Annotated in this window: 18 protein-coding genes; 5 read left to right on the top strand and 13 right to left on the bottom strand. The window is 28.2% G+C overall.

The window, feature by feature from the left end:
- Nucleotides 1–48: 48 nt before the first annotated feature.
- The 3 genes from rplT to infC all read right to left on the bottom strand — a co-directional run bounded on the left by rplT (nucleotide 49) and on the right by infC (nucleotide 1,257).
- Nucleotides 49–396, bottom strand: coding sequence for a 50S ribosomal protein L20 (rplT, locus tag EXC45_RS03325; RefSeq protein ID WP_036434278.1), 348 nt, complete (start codon nucleotides 394–396; stop codon nucleotides 49–51).
- Between the two features lie 68 nt (nucleotides 397–464).
- On the bottom strand, nucleotides 465–653 hold the full coding sequence (rpmI, locus tag EXC45_RS03320; RefSeq protein ID WP_036434280.1) for a 50S ribosomal protein L35: 189 nt from the start codon (nucleotides 651–653) through the stop codon (nucleotides 465–467).
- The gene (gene infC, locus EXC45_RS03315) at nucleotides 634–1,257 is read right to left on the bottom strand and encodes a translation initiation factor IF-3 (RefSeq protein WP_084272197.1); all 624 of its coding nucleotides are present in this window, start codon (nucleotides 1,255–1,257) and stop codon (nucleotides 634–636) included. Before infC ends, rpmI begins: the two co-directional genes overlap by 20 nt.
- A gap of 348 nt (nucleotides 1,258–1,605) precedes the next feature.
- On the opposite strand from infC, the gene EXC45_RS03310 reads away from it, so the two are divergent.
- Nucleotides 1,606–2,064 carry a hypothetical protein gene (locus EXC45_RS03310; RefSeq protein ID WP_129693798.1) on the top strand — a complete coding sequence of 153 codons (459 nt, stop codon included), beginning with the start codon at nucleotides 1,606–1,608 and terminating at the stop codon, nucleotides 2,062–2,064.
- Here the strand turns inward: EXC45_RS03310 and EXC45_RS03305 are convergent.
- On the bottom strand, nucleotides 2,061–3,068 hold the full coding sequence (locus EXC45_RS03305; protein ID WP_036434287.1) for a TMEM164 family acyltransferase: 1,008 nt from the start codon (nucleotides 3,066–3,068) through the stop codon (nucleotides 2,061–2,063). The two genes, EXC45_RS03310 and EXC45_RS03305, sit on opposite strands and share 4 nt — an antisense overlap.
- A 256-nt stretch (nucleotides 3,069–3,324) precedes the next feature.
- Here EXC45_RS03305 and ffh point away from each other — a divergent pair, with 256 nt between their 5' ends.
- Complete coding sequence (gene ffh, locus EXC45_RS03300; protein ID WP_036434291.1) at nucleotides 3,325–4,662, top strand: signal recognition particle protein; 1,338 nt, start codon at nucleotides 3,325–3,327, stop codon at nucleotides 4,660–4,662.
- A 126-nt stretch (nucleotides 4,663–4,788) separates the two neighbouring features.
- Here the strand turns inward: ffh and lepB are convergent, their stop codons facing one another.
- The 8 genes from lepB to tapR form a co-directional block, all read right to left on the bottom strand.
- Nucleotides 4,789–5,262: a signal peptidase I gene (gene lepB, locus EXC45_RS03295; protein WP_084272198.1), complete on the bottom strand. Its 474-nt coding sequence runs from the start codon at nucleotides 5,260–5,262 to the stop codon at nucleotides 4,789–4,791.
- Nucleotides 5,255–6,907, bottom strand: a complete 1,653-nt coding sequence (locus EXC45_RS03290) for a hypothetical protein (RefSeq protein WP_036434295.1) — start codon at nucleotides 6,905–6,907, stop codon at nucleotides 5,255–5,257. Before EXC45_RS03290 ends, lepB begins: the two co-directional genes overlap by 8 nt.
- The gene (locus EXC45_RS03285) at nucleotides 6,894–7,550 is read right to left on the bottom strand and encodes a hypothetical protein (RefSeq protein WP_129693797.1); all 657 of its coding nucleotides are present in this window, start codon (nucleotides 7,548–7,550) and stop codon (nucleotides 6,894–6,896) included. Before EXC45_RS03285 ends, EXC45_RS03290 begins: the two co-directional genes overlap by 14 nt.
- A 10-nt stretch (nucleotides 7,551–7,560) precedes the next feature.
- Entirely contained in the window at nucleotides 7,561–9,732 is a 2,172-nt protein-coding gene (locus EXC45_RS03280; protein ID WP_084272199.1) for an ABC transporter ATP-binding protein, read from the bottom strand.
- A 150-nt stretch (nucleotides 9,733–9,882) separates the two neighbouring features.
- Nucleotides 9,883–11,070 (bottom strand): elongation factor Tu, encoded by a 1,188-nt coding sequence (gene tuf / locus EXC45_RS03275; protein ID WP_036434301.1) that lies wholly within the window; start codon nucleotides 11,068–11,070, stop codon nucleotides 9,883–9,885.
- A 211-nt stretch (nucleotides 11,071–11,281) separates the two neighbouring features.
- Nucleotides 11,282–12,376, bottom strand: a complete 1,095-nt coding sequence (locus tag EXC45_RS03270; protein ID WP_036434304.1) for a hypothetical protein — start codon at nucleotides 12,374–12,376, stop codon at nucleotides 11,282–11,284.
- A 69-nt stretch (nucleotides 12,377–12,445) separates the two neighbouring features.
- A complete protein-coding gene (gene tyrS, locus EXC45_RS03265; RefSeq protein ID WP_036434307.1) occupies nucleotides 12,446–13,681 on the bottom strand; it encodes a tyrosine--tRNA ligase in 1,236 nt (411 codons plus the stop codon).
- Between the two features lies 1 nt (nucleotide 13,682).
- A complete protein-coding gene (gene tapR / locus EXC45_RS03260) occupies nucleotides 13,683–14,258 on the bottom strand; it encodes a TyrS-associated PheT N-terminal domain-related protein TapR (protein WP_036434309.1) in 576 nt (191 codons plus the stop codon).
- A gap of 56 nt (nucleotides 14,259–14,314) precedes the next feature.
- On the opposite strand from tapR, the gene EXC45_RS03255 reads away from it, so the two are divergent.
- The 3 genes from EXC45_RS03255 (at nucleotide 14,315) to EXC45_RS03245 (ending at nucleotide 17,470) form a co-directional block, all read left to right on the top strand.
- Nucleotides 14,315–15,172: a DegV family protein gene (locus EXC45_RS03255; protein WP_036434311.1), complete on the top strand. Its 858-nt coding sequence runs from the start codon at nucleotides 14,315–14,317 to the stop codon at nucleotides 15,170–15,172.
- Between the two features lie 74 nt (nucleotides 15,173–15,246).
- The gene (locus tag EXC45_RS03250; RefSeq protein ID WP_036434313.1) at nucleotides 15,247–15,810 is read left to right on the top strand and encodes a nitroreductase family protein; all 564 of its coding nucleotides are present in this window, start codon (nucleotides 15,247–15,249) and stop codon (nucleotides 15,808–15,810) included.
- A gap of 472 nt (nucleotides 15,811–16,282) precedes the next feature.
- Nucleotides 16,283–17,470 carry a phosphopentomutase gene (locus EXC45_RS03245; protein WP_036434316.1) on the top strand — a complete coding sequence of 396 codons (1,188 nt, stop codon included), beginning with the start codon at nucleotides 16,283–16,285 and terminating at the stop codon, nucleotides 17,468–17,470.
- A 49-nt stretch (nucleotides 17,471–17,519) separates the two neighbouring features.
- Here the strand turns inward: EXC45_RS03245 and EXC45_RS03240 are convergent, their stop codons facing one another.
- The gene (locus EXC45_RS03240; protein WP_036434318.1) at nucleotides 17,520–18,008 is read right to left on the bottom strand and encodes a hypothetical protein; all 489 of its coding nucleotides are present in this window, start codon (nucleotides 18,006–18,008) and stop codon (nucleotides 17,520–17,522) included.
- Between the last annotated feature and the right edge of the window lie 156 nt (nucleotides 18,009–18,164).

The raw sequence follows: 18,164 nt of genomic DNA, 5'->3' as shown, positions 1-18,164 counted from the left end.
ATTATAAAAAATATTTGTAAATAAAAAAGCGCTTTGGCGCTTCAATTATTAGTTTTTAGCTAAATCAACTAATGATTTGAATGTGTTTGGTTGGTTAATAGCTAACTCAGAAAGCATTTTACGGTTAATTGTAACGTTTGCTTTTTTAAGTCCGTTAATAAATTGTGAATAGCTCATTCCGTGCATTCTTGTTGCCGCATTAATACGAGCGATTCATAATTTTCTAAAGTTTCTTTTTACTTGTTTACGGTCTCTAAATGCATATGTTCATGATTTAACAACTGCTTGTTTTGCAACTTTGTAACCAATTGATTTGTGTCCAAAGTATCCTTTAGCTAATTTTATTCATTTTTTACGTCTTGCTCTTGTAACTGTTCCACCTTTAACTCTTGCCATAATTATTTCCTTTCTCTGTATGATTTATAAATTTCATATGTGAATTAAAATAAATAAAACAATCAAAATTAGAACATTTGTTTAAATCTTTTAAGGTCGCTTTTTGACATTAGAACTGATTTTCTTGCATGACGTTTTTGTTTTGTTGATTTATTTTGTGCTAAATGTGAACGGTAAGCTTGTTCTCTTAAAACTTTACCTGTTCCTGTAACTTTAATACGCTTTTTAAGAGCGCTTTTAGTTTTCATCTTTGGCATTGTTTTCTCCTTCTTTAGCTTCTTTTTGCTTGTCAGAATTTAATTCTTTTAAGTATTTAGCGATTTTTTGTTTATTTGGCTGGAGATTCATGTCTAAGAAACGATCATTAACTAATTTAGCTTCTTTAGTGATTTCAGCGATATCTTCTAAAGTTTTGAAAAACTTTTCTAAAGTGGCTAAACCTAAATCTTTTCTTCCTATTTCACGACCTCTTAACTTAAGAGAAACTTTGATTCTATCTCCTTTGAGAAGAAATTCTCTGGCTTTTTTGCTTTTAACCATTAAATCATTTTCTCCAATAAGAGGTGTTAAACGCACTTCACGATTTTGGACATTAGTTTGTTTTTCTTTGATCTCTTTTTGTTTTTTCTTACGGTCATATTTAAATTTACCGTAATCCAAAATTCTTGCAATTGGTTTAGGTTCAGTTGCAATTAAAACTAAATCCTTACGTTCTTCTTTTGCTTTTTCTATAGCATCTACTGTGTAATGAACACCTAATTGTTCACCGTTTGACCCAATTAAAAATACTTGTTTAAATGGAATTGCTGAATCAACATAGTGTTCTGCAGCAGGTCTTCTTTGTTTTCTTTGACTTTGAATAATTAACTCCTTTTAAATAAAAATAAAGTGGTTGCCCACTTCTCTACTAAAAAAGGTATCAAAAATCTCTTTTGATTATTGTTGATACATTTAATTGTAGCAAAACCCAAGGCTATTGGCCATCAGGTGAGAAGTGATTCTACTTTCTGCAATTAAATTATTTTATTGCTATTTAATTTTATCATTAAGTTAGAAAAAATAGGTTTTATATTAAAAGTTTTTTTAACACATTTTTCAGATAAAAATATATAAATTTAAGTATATTTTTGAATTCATTTTCACAAAACAATCTTTAAAGATCTTTAAAAAAATATTCAGCTTATTTAACGAATATAATAAAATTTCACTATGACTAAAAAAAGTAAATTTTGAATTCTAGCTTTAGTGACTTTTTCTTGCCTGGCATTAGGTTCTTCTATTGTTGTATATTCTACAATTATGCGTAAATATCAAAGCACTTCTCAAAATGATTCAGATAACAAGCAAAAATATCAAGTCTTGAACTTATCCGTAACTATACAAGATTCGAATGTTTTAAGCGATCAGCTTAAAAAAGAATACTTGAATAAGCTAAATCAAATTAAAGTCGGAACAAATTATTTTAGTGAAACTCAAGCTGAGGAACATTTTTTGGAGTTAAGTAACGAAATTTCACAGTTAATAAACTCTAAAAACCAATTAATTGATTTAATTAATCGTTCTTCTAAATTTGATGATATTCAAAAACAAAATCTAATAAATTCTGTTATTTCAGGTAGTGCAAATGACATTGAAAAACTTTCAAATGAAATTAAAAAGCAAACTTAATTTTTTGGAGTTTGCTTTTTAATTTTAAACGAATCAAAGTATTCAGATAAGCGATTGCTATAAGCAATCTTAATAAACTTATTTTTGTTTCAATTAATTTTTATACAATCTTGTAGTCCGTAAAATAACGATGAAATAAATACATAAACTACTAAAGCCACCAATTCGGTAATTAAAATAAATTTAGGAGAAGTAATTGCTTTAATTGTTTTATTGTTGGTATTTACTCCTGCTCTTCCAGAGTAAAAATAATTAGTAACTCACGCATTGGTGGTTGAATATTTTGCGCTTAAATAATTAATTAAATAAAACAATAAAATAAGTGCTGCAAAAAGTAAAATAATCTTTAAGTTTTCTTTGAGTGTAATTTTAAAAGGATAAAAAATACTTAATAAAATAGGTGCAATAATAACAAAACCATGTGCTAAGAAATAATCATAAAAGTAATATTGTTTTCAAGAAAAAATAAAGATATTTTCTCCAGTGTGTATTGCAACATTGTCATAATGTGTTTGTGGGCCATTATGAAAGTACTTAACTGATAAATCAGGAATAATTAAAGCAATTAAACCACCAAACACACAAGCTACAGCAATATATTTGACTAACTTAGGTTTATTTAAAAGAAGCAATACTCCAAGAATTACAATCATAATTCGGCAATACTGCAACGGCAATGATTCCCAAGCGTTTGGATATTTATCTAAAACTAGCATCAAACTTCTTAATAACACAAAAATAAGTACTATTGCTCCAGAGATTTGATTAAGTATAGCAACTTTAAAAGGATTGCTTTTACGCAACTGAGAGTAAGATTGATGAATAACTACTTTTGAAAGTCATAAAGCAACAATGGTCGCAAAAATAATGATAATTAATGCAAACTTTAAGTTAGTTGTAATTAAAATATCTGAAGGAGTAGCACTAAAGCCGTTAATATCTCCTTTATAATGCAAAGGTTTTACCGAATATCCAAATCAATGAAAAAAACCTTTTGTAAACATAAATTAAAAAAACAATTAGATCACTAATTGTTTTGCTCTCTTTCTGCTCTTCTTTTTGCTCTAGCAAGTTCAAGAGCTAATTTGTGTGCACGTTTTTCTGCACGTTCTTTGTTTTTTCTTCTAACAATTTTACGCATATTATTTCCTTTTAAAATTAAATATTTTCTAAATAAGTTAATAAGTATATTTTAACAAATTTAACAAATACAGTGTTTTAAATAATTGTATTTTTTATTGCATTGAGTATAATTAAAACATGACTAGTTTTTTAGAAAAAAGATTACAAAAAAGTTTAGCTAAAATGTCCAAAAAAACACAATTGCGTGAAGAAGATATTTTAGAAGTAATTCGTGAAGTAAAAATGTCTCTTCTTGAAGCTGACGTTAACTTAAAAGTTGTTAAGGAATTTATTAATAACGTTAAAACAAAGGCACTTGAAGAAGGTCAAGTAATTGGTAAATTAAACTCATCCCAAACAATGGTTAAAATCTTTCACCAAGAATTAGTTTCAATTCTTGGTGGACAAACTCAAGAAATTAACATCACCAAAAAACCTTATGTTATTATGATGTGCGGACTCCAAGGGTCAGGGAAAACAACTGCTACTGCTAAATTAGCATATTATTTACGTAAAAAGAAATTTATTGAAAAACCACTTGTAGTTGCTGCTGACATTTATCGTCCAGCCGCTGTTGATCAATTAGTTACTTTAGCTAAAAGCATTCAAGTAGATTACTTTGAAAAAGGAACCACACATCCAGTTAAAGATATTGTTACTGAAGCGTTGGAATACGCTCGAGAAAACAAAAATGATTTAATTATAATTGATACTGCCGGTAGATTATCCATTGACGAACAATTAATGAATGAACTTGTAGAGGTGAAAAAACTCACTAATCCAAACGAAATTCTCTTTGTTGCGGATGCTTTATCGGGACAAGATATCATTAATGTAGCTTCTACTTTTAATGATAATTTAAAACTAAGCGGTTCAATTATTACCAAACTGGATTCTGATGCTCGTGGAGGGGCGGCTTTATCACTCAGACAAGTTCTTAACTTACCAATTAAATTTATTGGTACTGGGGAAAAAGTGTCTAATTTGGATTTATTTCACCCAGATCGGATGGCTGATCGAATTTTAGGAATGGGTGATGTGCTTAGCTTAATTGAAAAAGTTGAAGATACCATCGACACTAACAAAGCTGCTAATATGATCGAAAGAATGTTTAAAGGTAACTTTAATTTAAACGATTTATTAGATCAAATTACAGAAATTAAAAAATTAGGTAAGTTTTCTAAAATTCTTAAAATGATGCCTGGACAATTATCAAATAAAATCAAAGAAGAAGATTTAGATAATGCCGAACAAAAACTTGAAACATATAAAATTTTAATGTCATCAATGACTCAAAAAGAAAGAAACAATCCTAAATTGCTAAAAAACGCTTCTCGTAAAGAAAGAATTCTAAAAGGAAGCGGAAGAAGTGCACAAGAATACAATAAATTACTTTCTGATTTTGAATCTATGTCTAAAAAAATGACCGAAATGCGTACCAAATTTAAAAACGGTGGATTCGGTGGAATGTTTTAATTGAACTTAACAATTTCTATACCATTAATCAATCACACTATTAATTTCCTTGGTGTGATTTTTATTTATCAAAAAACACATCATACAAATGATGATGTGTTGAAATTATTAAATTCAAAATATTTCTTAGCTAACTTTAAACATAATTTTGCCAATTATGTCTTGTTGTGTTAGAAACCCGAAACTTCTACTGTCTATACTTTTAGGTAAATTTGTTCCTAAAACAAAATATTTATCTTCAGGTACTTTTATTTGTAAATGATCTTGTTTTAAATTATCAAAAATAAAATATTCACTAATGTCAATTGAGTTCACTAAAATTTTATTTTCTGATATTTCTATTACATCATGAGGTCCTGCAACGATTTTTTTAATTACTACATGGTCGCTTTTAGAAAAAACAATTACGTCTCCTACCGACACATTTTTGGTTTTTCAAATTAAATAATTTTCTTTATTTTTAAACGTTGGAAGCATCGAATCTCCGTCAATGGAGTAAATATTAATTTTAAACAACAATATAACAATGGTTATGATCAATAAACAAATAACTAAAATTAAAATATATGACCAATGTTTTCGTTTTGGGATTTTATGCATTCGATTTTAAAGACTTAATTAAAAAAGTTTTATAAATTTTTTCTGATTTGTCAAAAGTACCGAAATTCTCTTTGATTTGTACATTATCAAAAATTTTAGGATTTTTTGAGTGTAGAAATTTCAATACTTCTTCATCTAAAGAAAGAAAAAATTCTAAGTTTTGTTTTCGTATAGTATTTAATATCAATTCTTTATCTGATTTACTTATATCGTCAACGATAATGCTATTGAGGAAAAAATAATCAGCTAAAAGATTAGGAGGGATCTTATTTATTTCCTTTAATTTCGACTCAGAAACTAGTTCTTTTAAATAATTATATATCTGCAAAGGTATATTTTTTGGAGTTTTAGCATAAGTTGATAAAATAAGTGCAATTTTTACAATTGTTTTATAACCAGCAGAACTGTATTTAACCATATTTTGAAAATATGTTTCAAGTAATAAATAGTTTTTGACAATAAACTCTTTATCAAAGTTATCAGAATATTTTAATAAGTATAAAAAGTCTTCTGGTTCAACATATGCCTTTTTATCATTAAGCGCTTTTAAAATTTCTTCTCTAACAATTGTTGTTGAATCAGGATTATGCTCGTTATCAAATTGAAATAAAACTTTTCAATAAAAATTTGATTTACTATCAAAACGAATTACTGGTTCAATTTTAGAAATATCATTATAAAATCTTTTGGTTAATTCTTCTGTAGTAAAATAGTCTCTTAAATTCACAAGTAATCAAGAAGTTCCTTTTTCTAATATCATTTCCTTTCAAAATAAAACTTTATTAATGAGATCGTCATATTCGTTTTCAGATATCTGATTGGATTGTCTAAGCAATACAATCAAATCACTAATTTTTCCGATATCACTATAACCTTTTTTCGAATTATAAGATTCTTCTCATTTTTTAACATATTTTTTATACTCGACAAAATCTGAATTGTTTTTCAAATCAATAAGACTCAAATTATCGGTATACACTAAAGATTGATATAAAAAGATTTTGTTAGTGCTTAAAGGGTCTTTATCCTGTATCTTTGATATAAGATATTGTAGAGAATTTTTAAAGCTATATTTTTTAAGTAAATGTCTTGCATTTTCATTAAGATAGAACGATTCGACAAATCGGAAAACTGTTCAAATATCAAGATCAAAGGTCTGTAAATTAAATTCTTTTGTTTCTTTATCAAAATACTTATCTAGATAATTTTCAATAATCTTTAAGTTTTCTTCTGTTTGATTTTTAAAAACAAAATACGGATTTAACAAATTGATTAGATAATTTATAGAATTAAGTTTTAAATATTTTTCCCAGTCGACACTTTCTGAGACAAACTGTTTTTCTTTTGCACTTAATTTTTGAGCATATAAAGATATTTCGTAAGCAGTCACTGGAGATAACAATTCTATTCGATCAGTGTAATAAACTAAATTTCCATTTTCGTAGTATTGCTTTTTTTCATAAGTATTTTCAGGCAAATTCACATTTAAATTATTTGTGTAACTAGTTAAATTTTCACTAAAATTCAAATTTTTATAACTTTGTGAAGTTGAAAAATGAATAATCAATGGTACAGATATGCTTAAACTTCCTAATGCAATTAAAGAAACAATTAAGTATTTATTTTTGAATTTAAATATTTTCATATATCTTACTTGGATTTATTTTATCAACTTCAGTATGTACTGTAAAAATGGCCTTTCTATCTTTTAAAATGTATGTAGCTGATGTGGCTTGATGTTGTCCTATTATGCTTCAAGCTCTACCATAATAACTATAGTAATTGTTAAATTGTCATGCATCTTGTACTTGATATTCCGATGTATAGCTATTTGTTGTAAAAGAAGCATTAAACGACACATCTAACATAGCAGATGGCATTCCTCCATCAACTCCTCCCGAAAATGAAACACCTCCAGAAAAAGCACCTTCATCCACAAAGATAGTATCAACTAATTTTATCTTATCAGCATTTGCTTTAGGTATATAATACAGATTATTTCTACGTCAGTTATGATGAGTTCATGAATTACCTCTTCAAAATGCTTCATCTGAAGAAAAAACATTTTTTCTTTTTCAAATGTTTGCTTCATATCCAACAGTAAAATCAATTCCTTCTTTTTTCTTTTGACCTACATGAACCGTGTTAGTTTCATATGGCACCCAAGCAGAAGCTTCTTTTTTATTTAAAGAAAGGCTTAATGTTGTAGGAATTGACACAGCCATAGCTATTGATGAAACTGTCAAAACTTTTTTTAAGAAATTATTTGAAAAAATTTTATTTTTCATATTTTCTCCTTTAATTTGACTTAAATAAGTCATAGTTTTTTATAAGAAAAATTCTGGTTAGGAATATAGAATAAATTGAAAATGAAACTATTGAAATTAATCCTCACACAAATAAATAATTGATTAGGGAATCTTTGAATGTAGTTTGAAGATCTTCAAACCCTTTCAAACCTGATAAAATAAGGTTTTCCATTGGATAAAACAAAGCTACCGTTAATATTAAGGAAACAAAAATCAATGTTAAAAATGGAACACAAAAATAAACCATGATATCTTTGAATTTGTAATTCAAAATTTTAAAAATCCCTAAATCTTTCCGTTTATTATCAGAAAGGATTTTAAAAATTACTAATAAGGCGAAAATTGAAAACACAAATATAGCTATTGAGAGATTTTTAATTAATGATAAGTTATTTAAGTTTTGCTCAATTATTGAAGAAAAGACTTCCCCAACTTTTCTTTGAAGTTCAAGCGTGTTTGTTAATGATTTATGATCACTCACAAAATTTTGATTATCTGAATAAATCACAACATTATATACTGGTGCTACATTGAAGAAATTATAGTTGTCCTGTGAGGTTGCAATTAATTTTTCGTTAGATTCGAAAATTCCTGCAACTTTAACTTTGTATTTTCCAAAATAATGCTCTAAAAGAATTTCTGATTGTTTTCAACTATTTTTAATTTCATTATTAAGAGCTGAAGAAATCAAAATTTCATTAGGAAGTTTAGTTAATGAGCCATCAATTAATTTGACATTATTTTCTAAAATTAGTTCACCGAACTCAAAATTTCCTACAAACTCATTAGAATAAAAAGTTAAAAAATATCTAGTGCGTACTTTTTCCGAATCATAAATTTGTTTTAAAACTTCTCGATTTATAAACATTTTGTCAGGTTCATCAATTGCATTTGAAGGATTAATTCCTTTAATTGTGAACTCATGTTTTGGAGAATCAAAGAAATCGTTAAAAGTAAGAGAAATTTTTTTGCCTATTGGATTGTTAATTTTCAATTTTTCAACAAACTTCTTAGAGATAATTATACTGAAGGGGTCACTCAAATCTATCTTTGTGTCATTCAGTAATCTATCCTTCATGAAATTGCTATTATCAATTCCTTGCAATTCACTTCCAAAAAAATCTATTTTATTTGATTCATATTGGATAGTTAAATTTCCTAATGCATCACCTGGTAAATATGTTTTTGCTATATGTTTAAAATCGTTTGTTTTATAAAGTTCTTCAATTTCATTTGGATATAATGCAGTTTTATCTTTTTTGCGGGCATAATATAAATCTCAATTTGTTTTCTTTAAGTTTTTACTTACAGTGATTTTATTTATATTTGAGATATTAATACTCAATCCAACCGACAAAACACATGTTATCATAAATAATAAAACTAAAAGAAATTGTGCTCATTTGCTTTTCAAACTAACAAATGAAAACTTAAATAAGTTTCTTAATTTAAAATTCAAATTAGCTCTTGAAATCGTTGGTTTTTCTGAAGTTCTTAAAGTGTTTGAAGATAATTTTGAGGAATTTTTAATTAATTTATTTTCTTGCAGATAGTAAATATAATCACCAAACTCTTTTGCCAAAGAGAGGTCATGACTAACAATCAAAACAGTCTTATCTTTAGCTAGTGTTGAAATCAATTTTAATAAATCATGAGCGTTTTCTTCGTCTAAATTACCTGTAGGTTCATCACAAAGCAAAAAGGTCGACCCCCTTAATATGGCTCTTAAAAGAGCGATTCTTTGTTTTTCTCCTCCAGAAAGATTTTTAACAGGTCTTTTCAGTGTTTCCTTGTCTAAATTTACTAGTTGAGCTTTTTCGATTATTTCAGCTTCTGGGATATATAAATTTCTTCCTTGTAAAGCAAGTTTTAAATTATCAATTCCACTATGGTCTTCTAGCAAATTAATATTTTGAAACATAATGTCAATATTGTTTTCAATCATTTTATTGTCAATATTAACAATTTGAGAATCAATTGTGTAATCAATTGCTCCAGAATCAGGTTTTTCAATTTTAGAAATCATGTTCAAGAGAGTTGTTTTACCTGAACCGGATTTTCCTGTTATAAACGTTATTTTCCTTGACGGAAAATTTACTGATAGATTATCGATGATTTTTCTAGAATCTTTAACTTTTGTTAAATTCTTTATCGATATCATCAAAACCTCCTTTCTGTAGGATTGATTTTAACCTCTACACTTTAATTATATTGCTAAAAGATATCAAATGTTCAAATATGGAAAAAGTTTCCACATTGAACACAAAAAACACTCTCAAACGAGAGTGTAAAATAACTATTGTAATAATTATTATTTAATAATTTTTGTAACTGATCCAGCTCCAACTGTACGTCCACCTTCACGGATAGAGAATTTTGTTCCCTCTTCAACAGCGATAGGTGCAATAAGTTTAACTTTTAAGTTAACGTTTTCTCCTGGCATAACCATTTCACGTCCAGCTTCAAATTCAACTCCACCTGTTACGTCTGTTGTACGGAAGTAGAATTGAGGTTTGTAGTTTTTAAAGAATGGTGTGTGACGTCCACCTTCTTCTTTTTTAAGAACGTAAATAGCAGCTTCGAATTCTGTGTGAGGAACGATTGAACCTGGTTTAGCTAAAACTTGTCCACGTTCAACATCTTCACGGTTAACTCCACGAAGTAAAAGACCTGCGTTGTCTCCAGCCATAGCTTCTTTAAGGTTTTTACGGAACATTTCAATTCCTGTAACAACTGTTTTTTTAGTAGGTTTAAGACCAACGATTTCAACTTCTTCGTTAAGTGTTAATTTTCCACGTTCTACACGACCTGTAGCAACTGTACCACGACCTGTAATTGTAAATACGTCTTCAACAGCCATTAAGAATGGTTTTTCAAATTCTTTAACTGGAGTTTCGATGTATGTATCTACAGCATCCATAAGTTCCATAATTTTTTCTTCGTATTTTGCATCACCTTGAAGAGCTTTAAGAGCTGATCCACGAATAATAGGTGCATTGTCTCCATCAAATCCGTAGTCTGAAAGAAGTCCACGAATTTCCATTTCAACAAGTTCGATCATTTCTTCATCACCTTCAAGCATGTCACATTTGTTTAAGAAAACAACGATACGAGGAACACCAACTTGTTTAGATAAAAGAATGTGTTCACGTGTTTGAGGCATAGGTCCATCTGTTGCAGCAACAACTAAGATAGCTCCGTCCATTTGAGCAGCCCCTGTAATCATGTTTTTAACGTAGTCAGCGTGACCAGGACAGTCAACGTGTGCATAGTGACGTTTTTCTGTTTGGTATTCGATGTGAGCTGTGTTAATTGTAATTCCACGTGCTCTTTCTTCTGGTGCGTTGTCAATAGAAGCATAATCACGAGCTTCTGAAAGACCTTTCTTAGATAAAACAGTTGCAATAGCAGCAGTTAATGTAGTTTTACCGTGGTCAACGTGTCCGATTGTTCCAACGTTAACGTGTTCTTTACTACGATCAAAATCTAATTTTGCCATAATAATATCCTTTCTATTTGTATTTATAGTTTTTATATTTAATAATTTTATTTTAATAAATTACGTAAAAGTAAATTTACGAATGTTTTAGCGCTAAAACCACCAAAGTCTAGTCTTTCAACTAGAACCTGTCCGTTTGAAATTAGCATTTAAATTTTACCACAAGAATGAAAAAATGCTAAAACCTATGCGTTTTTTTCTTCTTATAAGATTAACCTATTTTTGTAATGGTTTCTCTTAGTGTTATCCCTGATAATTGTGCACTTTGGGATAAAAGATTTTTTAACGACTGCACATCTAAAACAGTTCTTTTAAAAATTTCGTTTTCACTTTCAATTAGTGATTTACTAAAGTCTTGTTTTAACTGAGTGTGAGTTTGATTTAATATTTGTATTTCTTGTGTAATTTGTTTGTCATTTGGAAGTTCTTTATTTAAGTCATTTAACTTTTGAATTAAATCTTTTTGATCTACTTTTTTGACCAAAATTTCTACAGATTGGTAAAAGTTATAAAGTAAATTCATTAACGAGTGTGAGTGTGAATGACTTTCTTCATCAGTTTCATGTTCATGATCATGATGGTGTTCTGAACCTTCGCTAAAATCTTTTTCTAAAATACTTTCAGGAGTTGCTGATTTTTGTGTTTTGTTATAATAATTCTCATCAAAATAGGTATTTGAAATTTCTTGATTGAGTAAATTTAAAGTTTTATCTAAAAATTGCAACGAAGGTAGAGTTTCATTTAAAAATGAAATTTGATTTTTATTGTCGCTTCTTTGAAGAATATATTGAACAAGTCTAAGTGAATTTTCAAAATGTTTTTCTTTTGAAAAACCACTTAAAACAACATTTAAATCTTCTGTTAAATCAGCAATTTTGTTGAAAACAACATGCTCAAATATTTTGTTTAAAGAACTTAAAACTTCTCTTCCTTTTGATTGATCTTCTCCTATTTTGTTTGCAATTTTTGTAACAATTTTTACTAGAGAATCTGAGTTGTTAGGTCCGTCAATGAGATTCAGTAAACTTTGAAACTTTCCACCAACTTTAAAAATTGATTGGCTTTTTAATGAGTCAAACTTATTAATTAAACTGTTGTTTGATTCTAATAATTCTTTGAGAGTTAATAATAGGTTTTTTTCTTTATTATCTAGTTTGTTAATCTTGTTAATTGAAATTTTAGACATTAAATAATTTATGTCTTTAGAATCTTTATCAGAGTTGTTTTCTTGAGCACAACTTACTACTGTAGCTGCACTTAAAAGTGATAGTGATCCTAATGATAAAAAGTAAACGATTTTTTTCATACTTCTCCTATATATTACCATTTAGTAATATGATTATTTTAACATAAAAAAAATTTGCCTAAGCAAATCTTATTTAATAATTTTCACAAGGAAGAATTTTTTCTTTCCGATATTTAAAAAAGCAAATTGATTTTCAAAAAGATCTGAGTAAACTTGAAATTGTTCGTCAATTGTTTGTAAATTCACTTTTAAAGAACCATTTTGAATAAACTCACGAGCTTCACGTTTTGATTTAATTAAATTTAACTCAATTAATTGTTCGACTAAATTCTTTTGCTCTTTCAACTCAATTGAAGGAAGATCGTTTTGAATTTTTTGAATATCTTCAACACTAAACGATGATAAATCAACCTTTTTGTTAAACAATATTTCGCTGATATTAACACTATTTTGTGCATCCTCAACTGAATGGATATCTTTAACTACTTCAAAGGCCAATGTTTTTTGAGCTAATTTTAATGATGGTTGTTCAAAATGTTTTTGTACAATTTGTTCAATTTCATCAACTTCTAAAAAAGTTAATCACTTAAGTAGTTTTTCAACTTCTGAATCAGGTTGGTTAAATAAAAACTGGTATAAGTCATACGGTTTGGTTTTCTCTTTAGATAATCAGTTGTTTCCACCACCAGTTGATTTACCGAATTTTTTACCGTTTGCATCAGTGAGCAATTGAGATGTTAAAGCTACCGCTTGATGATTATCTCCAAAAATTGTAGAGATCATGTCTAATCCAGTTGTAATGTTTCCTCATTGGTCTGATCCACCAAATTGTAATTTGACATTATGATGTTTATATAAATGCACAAAGTCTCAACCCTGAATTAATTGATATGAAAATTCTGTAAAACTGAGTCCTTTGCTTACCCTGGATGCAATAGTATCTTTAGCTAGAATGTATGAAATATTAACTAACTTTCCTACTTGTCTTAAAAAATCTACTACATTCATATCTTTATAGAAATCATAATTGTCAATAACCTCAAAACCAAAATGTTCAAGTTGTTGTCTGATTTTGTTTTTGTATAAATTAATTTGCTCTTCATTTAACAAAACTCTTTCAGCGTCTTTAAATGAAGGATCTCCAATCATTCCGGTAGTTCCACCTAAAATAGCCACAATTTTAAAACCATATTTTTTAAATCTAAGTAAATTAAGAATTTGAATGTAATTTCCTAAATGTAAACTATCTGCTGTTGGATCAAATCCAACATAAACTGCAGAACCCTTTGGAAGATTTAAAAATTTTTCGTAATTTGATATTTGTTTAAAAACACCTCTTTGTTTTAACTCTTCAACAATATTCATTTTAAAAATTAAATTCCTTTCCAATTTGTTCTTTAGTTCCAAAAATTAAACCTTCTTGTTCAATACCTAAGGTAGCATATCCGATAAGCATTCCGTTACTTGGAACGTCAAGCATTTTTCCAGGAATAATTTCTAATCCACTTGCTGTTATTGCTCCAGGCAGCGCCACTACCAACACACTTCCTACAGTTGAAGTTAAAGTGTTGGTGACAACTTGAATTTCTTCATTTCCAAGATTAAGTTTAAGCACAAATAATTTATCTGATTTTGGATGCACTTCTCTTTGAGAAACTTCAGCATAAACAAATTTAGCTGTAGACTTGATTATTAAATCTAATGCTTTGGCTTTATTCTGAATTTTTTCTTCCAAAAATTTTGGAAGAATCGAAAATACACGAGTGCTTGATTGTAAAATTTCTTGATCATCAAAAACATTAATTGAATGAACATTGTTATTTTGATCAACAAAAAAATGTCAATTACCATCACTAATTTTATTGGTAATTTTAACTTGAGAATCGATTGTTAAAATGGCGCAATTAGCAAATTTGTCGCTTAATTTGTGTACTATAATCATAATATATTAGTATTTTACAGTAAAAACAGTATAAGTAATATATAATAATCAAATATATGAAAAATGTAGCTATTGTCGTAGATTCATCATGTGGTTTGACCAAGGAACAAGCTCAACTGAAAGGTTGATTTTATTTACCTTTAAATATTGAAATCGACCAACATAATTATTTAGATGGAATTAATTTAACAAGCCAAAATTTATTTGAAAAATTTTCAAAGGATTCAAAAGGTGCTAAAACTTCATCAACTAACATTGGTTATGCTTTAGATTTGCTCAAGGAATTATCAAACAAATTTGAATATGTAGTTGTTTTTCCTATTTCTAAATACTTATCTGGACAAAATAAAAATTTAAGCAATTTTGCTAGGGAATTTACAAATGTATATGTAATAGAATCACTTTTTGTAGCTCAACTTATTTCTTTAAAAGCAATGGAATTTATGAACTTAATTAATTCTGGGACAAGTGTAAAAGAGGCTATTAAAATCATTGAAAATTGAGATGAACGTGTATCGGTTTCTTTAATGCCTAAATATAATGATTTTTTAGTTAAAGGTGGAAGATTGACTCCAAGTGCCGCTGCAATTGCAAACTTATTTAAAATTGTACCTATTATTAAATTTGAAAATGGAAAACTTGAAAAAGAAGGTAAGGGTAGAGTGTTTTCTAAAACGGTTTTTAATGTTATTGATCAAAAATTTGAAAACTCAAGCAGCGATGAAAATGAACTAATTATTTTACATTCTCAAAATAGTGAAATTAATTCATACGTGGAATATGCAAAGCAAAAATATAATTTGAATGCAAGCTTATCTATTATTCCTCCTGTCATTTCCATTCATACAGGTCCTGAAGCAGTTGTGGTTATTAAATACCCAAAATTAACTAAACAACAAAAAGAGTTATTTTAATAAAAAGTTAAAAAAATCAATAAAAATCAGGATAAAACTGATTTTTTTGTTAAACTTTCTCATGGAGGTTACATATGTATGTAAATTTATTAAAACAAAGAAGAAGTGTTTTTGACATAAATAAGGATGCTTCATTATCTAAAAATGAAATAGTTAAGATGCTTAAAGAGATAATCCACGTTTCTCCAACTTCTTTTAATGGACAATCAACTAAAGTAGTGCTACTTTGAGATAAAGAATCAAACAAATTATGAGAACACGTAAAAGAGTATACTCAAGGAAAAATTGCTCCTCATAAACTTCCTGGTTTTCTAAATGCCCAAGGAACTGTTTTATTCTATGTAGATGAAGAAATATTACAACCTTACACTCAAAAAACTCAATTACCTTACCAAGAAGTATTAAACTTTGCTCGTGAGGATTCAGCCATTTTACAAGTAAATGTATGAAATGCTTTAACAGAATTAAATTTAGGAGCAAACTTACAACATTATAATGATGCGGTTAACGATTATTTTAAAAATAATCCAAAATTTAGCAAACTAAAATTGTTAGGTCAAATGCCTTTTGGAGCAATCTCTTCTGCACCACAATCAAAAGAAAAGTTAGATGTTGATCAAAGAATAATCGTTTTATAACAAAAAAGAAAAGCAGCTTTATGCTGCTTTTTGATTATTTATTGAAGTTTTAATATTTAAATGAAAAAACAAATAAAACAAATATAAAACTTTTTAGCGATATATGAAAGAAAAATAAAAATAACTTAAAAGAAAAGAAAGGGCGATTTCTAAAAAGTAATAATTATAAAAATAAGGAGTCTTGCTTTGCTGAGGGCACAGAAAGCAAAAAAATAAAATAAACAAATAACAATATCGCAATATTCTAAAAAATAACGACTAACGAAAATAAAACGATTTCAGTTTTGCTAAGAGGCATAACCGATTTTAAATTGATAATATAATATTAATAATAACCCATTTTCTGTTGTCGGACAGAAAAACCGGCTGTTTAACAGCATAATAATTATACTAGCTTTAAAGTCTTTTTTATCTTTTTTATTTAAAAATGTTTAAAATTAAAATAGCAACATTTTGCTGTTAAGGAGAATTAATGCCAAAATTTAAAAGAGTTTTCATGATTGTTACAGACGGACTTGGAATAGGTCCTGATCGTGATCAAAAAGCATTTGGTGATGCTGGAGCCAATACTATTAGATCAGCATCTATGGCTGAAGAATTTAAAATTGATACCTGAAAAAAATTAGGTATTGGTAACATTACAGATCTACAAGGAAACTATCATGTAAAAAATCCACTTGCTTACATGGCAAAAGTCCAAGAAGTATCAAACGCTAAAGACACTTTAGCTGGACACTGAGAAATGATGGGTATTAAAACATTAGTACCTTTCCCAACCTTTTTTGAAAACGGATTCCCAGCTGATTTAATTGCTGAATTAGAAAAAGCTTTTGATGGAAGAAAAATTATCGGAAATAAAGCTAGCAGTGGTACTGAAATTATTAATGAATTAGCTCACGAAGAAAAAGCTAACGGTTCAATTATTGTTTATACCTCAATGGATTCAGTATTACAAATTTGTGCCCACGAAGAATGAACTGGTTTAGACAATCTTTATAAATACGCTAAAGCCGCAAGAGAAATTTGTTCTTCTAAACCTGAATGAAACGTAGGGAGAATTATTGCACGACCTTATGTAGGAGATAACGGAAATTATACCCGTACCTTTAATCGCCATGATTATGCAAATAAACCACCAAAATTAATTTTAAACGCTCTACAAGATAAGGGAGTAGAAGTTATTTCTATTGGAAAAATCAATGATATTTTTGTAGGGCAAGGTATTTCAAGACACATTCCAAGTGGTAGCGATGCAGTCGGTATGGATAAAACAATTGAATTAGCTTTAGAAGATACTGAAAACAAATTTATTTTTACTAATTTAGTGCAATTTGATTCACATTATGGTCACAGAAGAAACGTTCATGGTTTTGCTCAAAACGTAGCTGATTTAGACGTGAAATTAGCTAAATTAATTAATTGCTTAAAAGAAGATGATCTATTAATTATGACCAGTGATCACGGTAACGATCCATTATACCCAGGATTTAACCACACCAGAGAATATTTACCAGCAACAATTTACTCAAAATCTTTCAAATCACCAAAAGTTTTGGAAACATTTAATGGTCTTGGAACACTAGGTAATATTGTTGCTCGCAACTTTGGAGCTGAAATTGTAGTTGAAACCGGAGACGATGTTTTTGACAAATTAGTTTAAAATAATCAAAGAAAAAAACAGGAATCCCTGTTTTTTTCTTATAGGTTGATTATTGTTCTGCAGCTTCTGCTTCTTTGTATCCATTGACTTCTACTTCTTTAGATACTGAAACAACTGTGTTATTTGATAATGTTTTAGAAAGTTGAACAACAAATTTTGCAGCGGTTCCTTGTGTTGAAACTAATGTAATTTCTTGTTTTACTGATTTAGACATATCAAAGTATAATTCACCAAATTCTAAATAAACATCTTCTTTAGAAGCTTCAGATGAATTTTTCATTTTAGCTGATTCTTTTAAAAGAACTAAAACGTTTTCTGACATTCTAATTAAGTTTTCATTAGCCGCTGTAGATTCTTTAACTAAAGCAACTTTTGCAACTTCTTCAGGTGAAAGAGTTTTTTCTTCTGTTGTAGCAGCTGTTGTTGTAGAATTTTCAGATTTTGTAACACTTTGTTGTTGTGAACATGAAGCAGCAATTGCTAAAGGAGCAGTTACTCCTCCAAACACTGAAAATAATAATGCTAATTTTCTTTTCATAATTTTCCTAACTTTAAAAATATTGTGTTTTTAAATATATATTTAAAAGTATAACAAATTTAATATTTTTTTCGTTTTTTAATTACAAATAAAAATGACACACGATAAAAAATGAGTTCAGTAAATGTATTTTAAAAATTTCATACTGCAAAATCA

Source organism: Mycoplasmopsis columboralis (genome assembly GCF_900660675.1).
In the GTDB taxonomy this organism is placed as follows: Bacteria; Bacillota_I; Bacilli_A; order Mycoplasmatales; family Metamycoplasmataceae; genus Mycoplasmopsis; species Mycoplasmopsis columboralis.
This window is presented reverse-complemented; position numbering and strand designations above follow the sequence as displayed.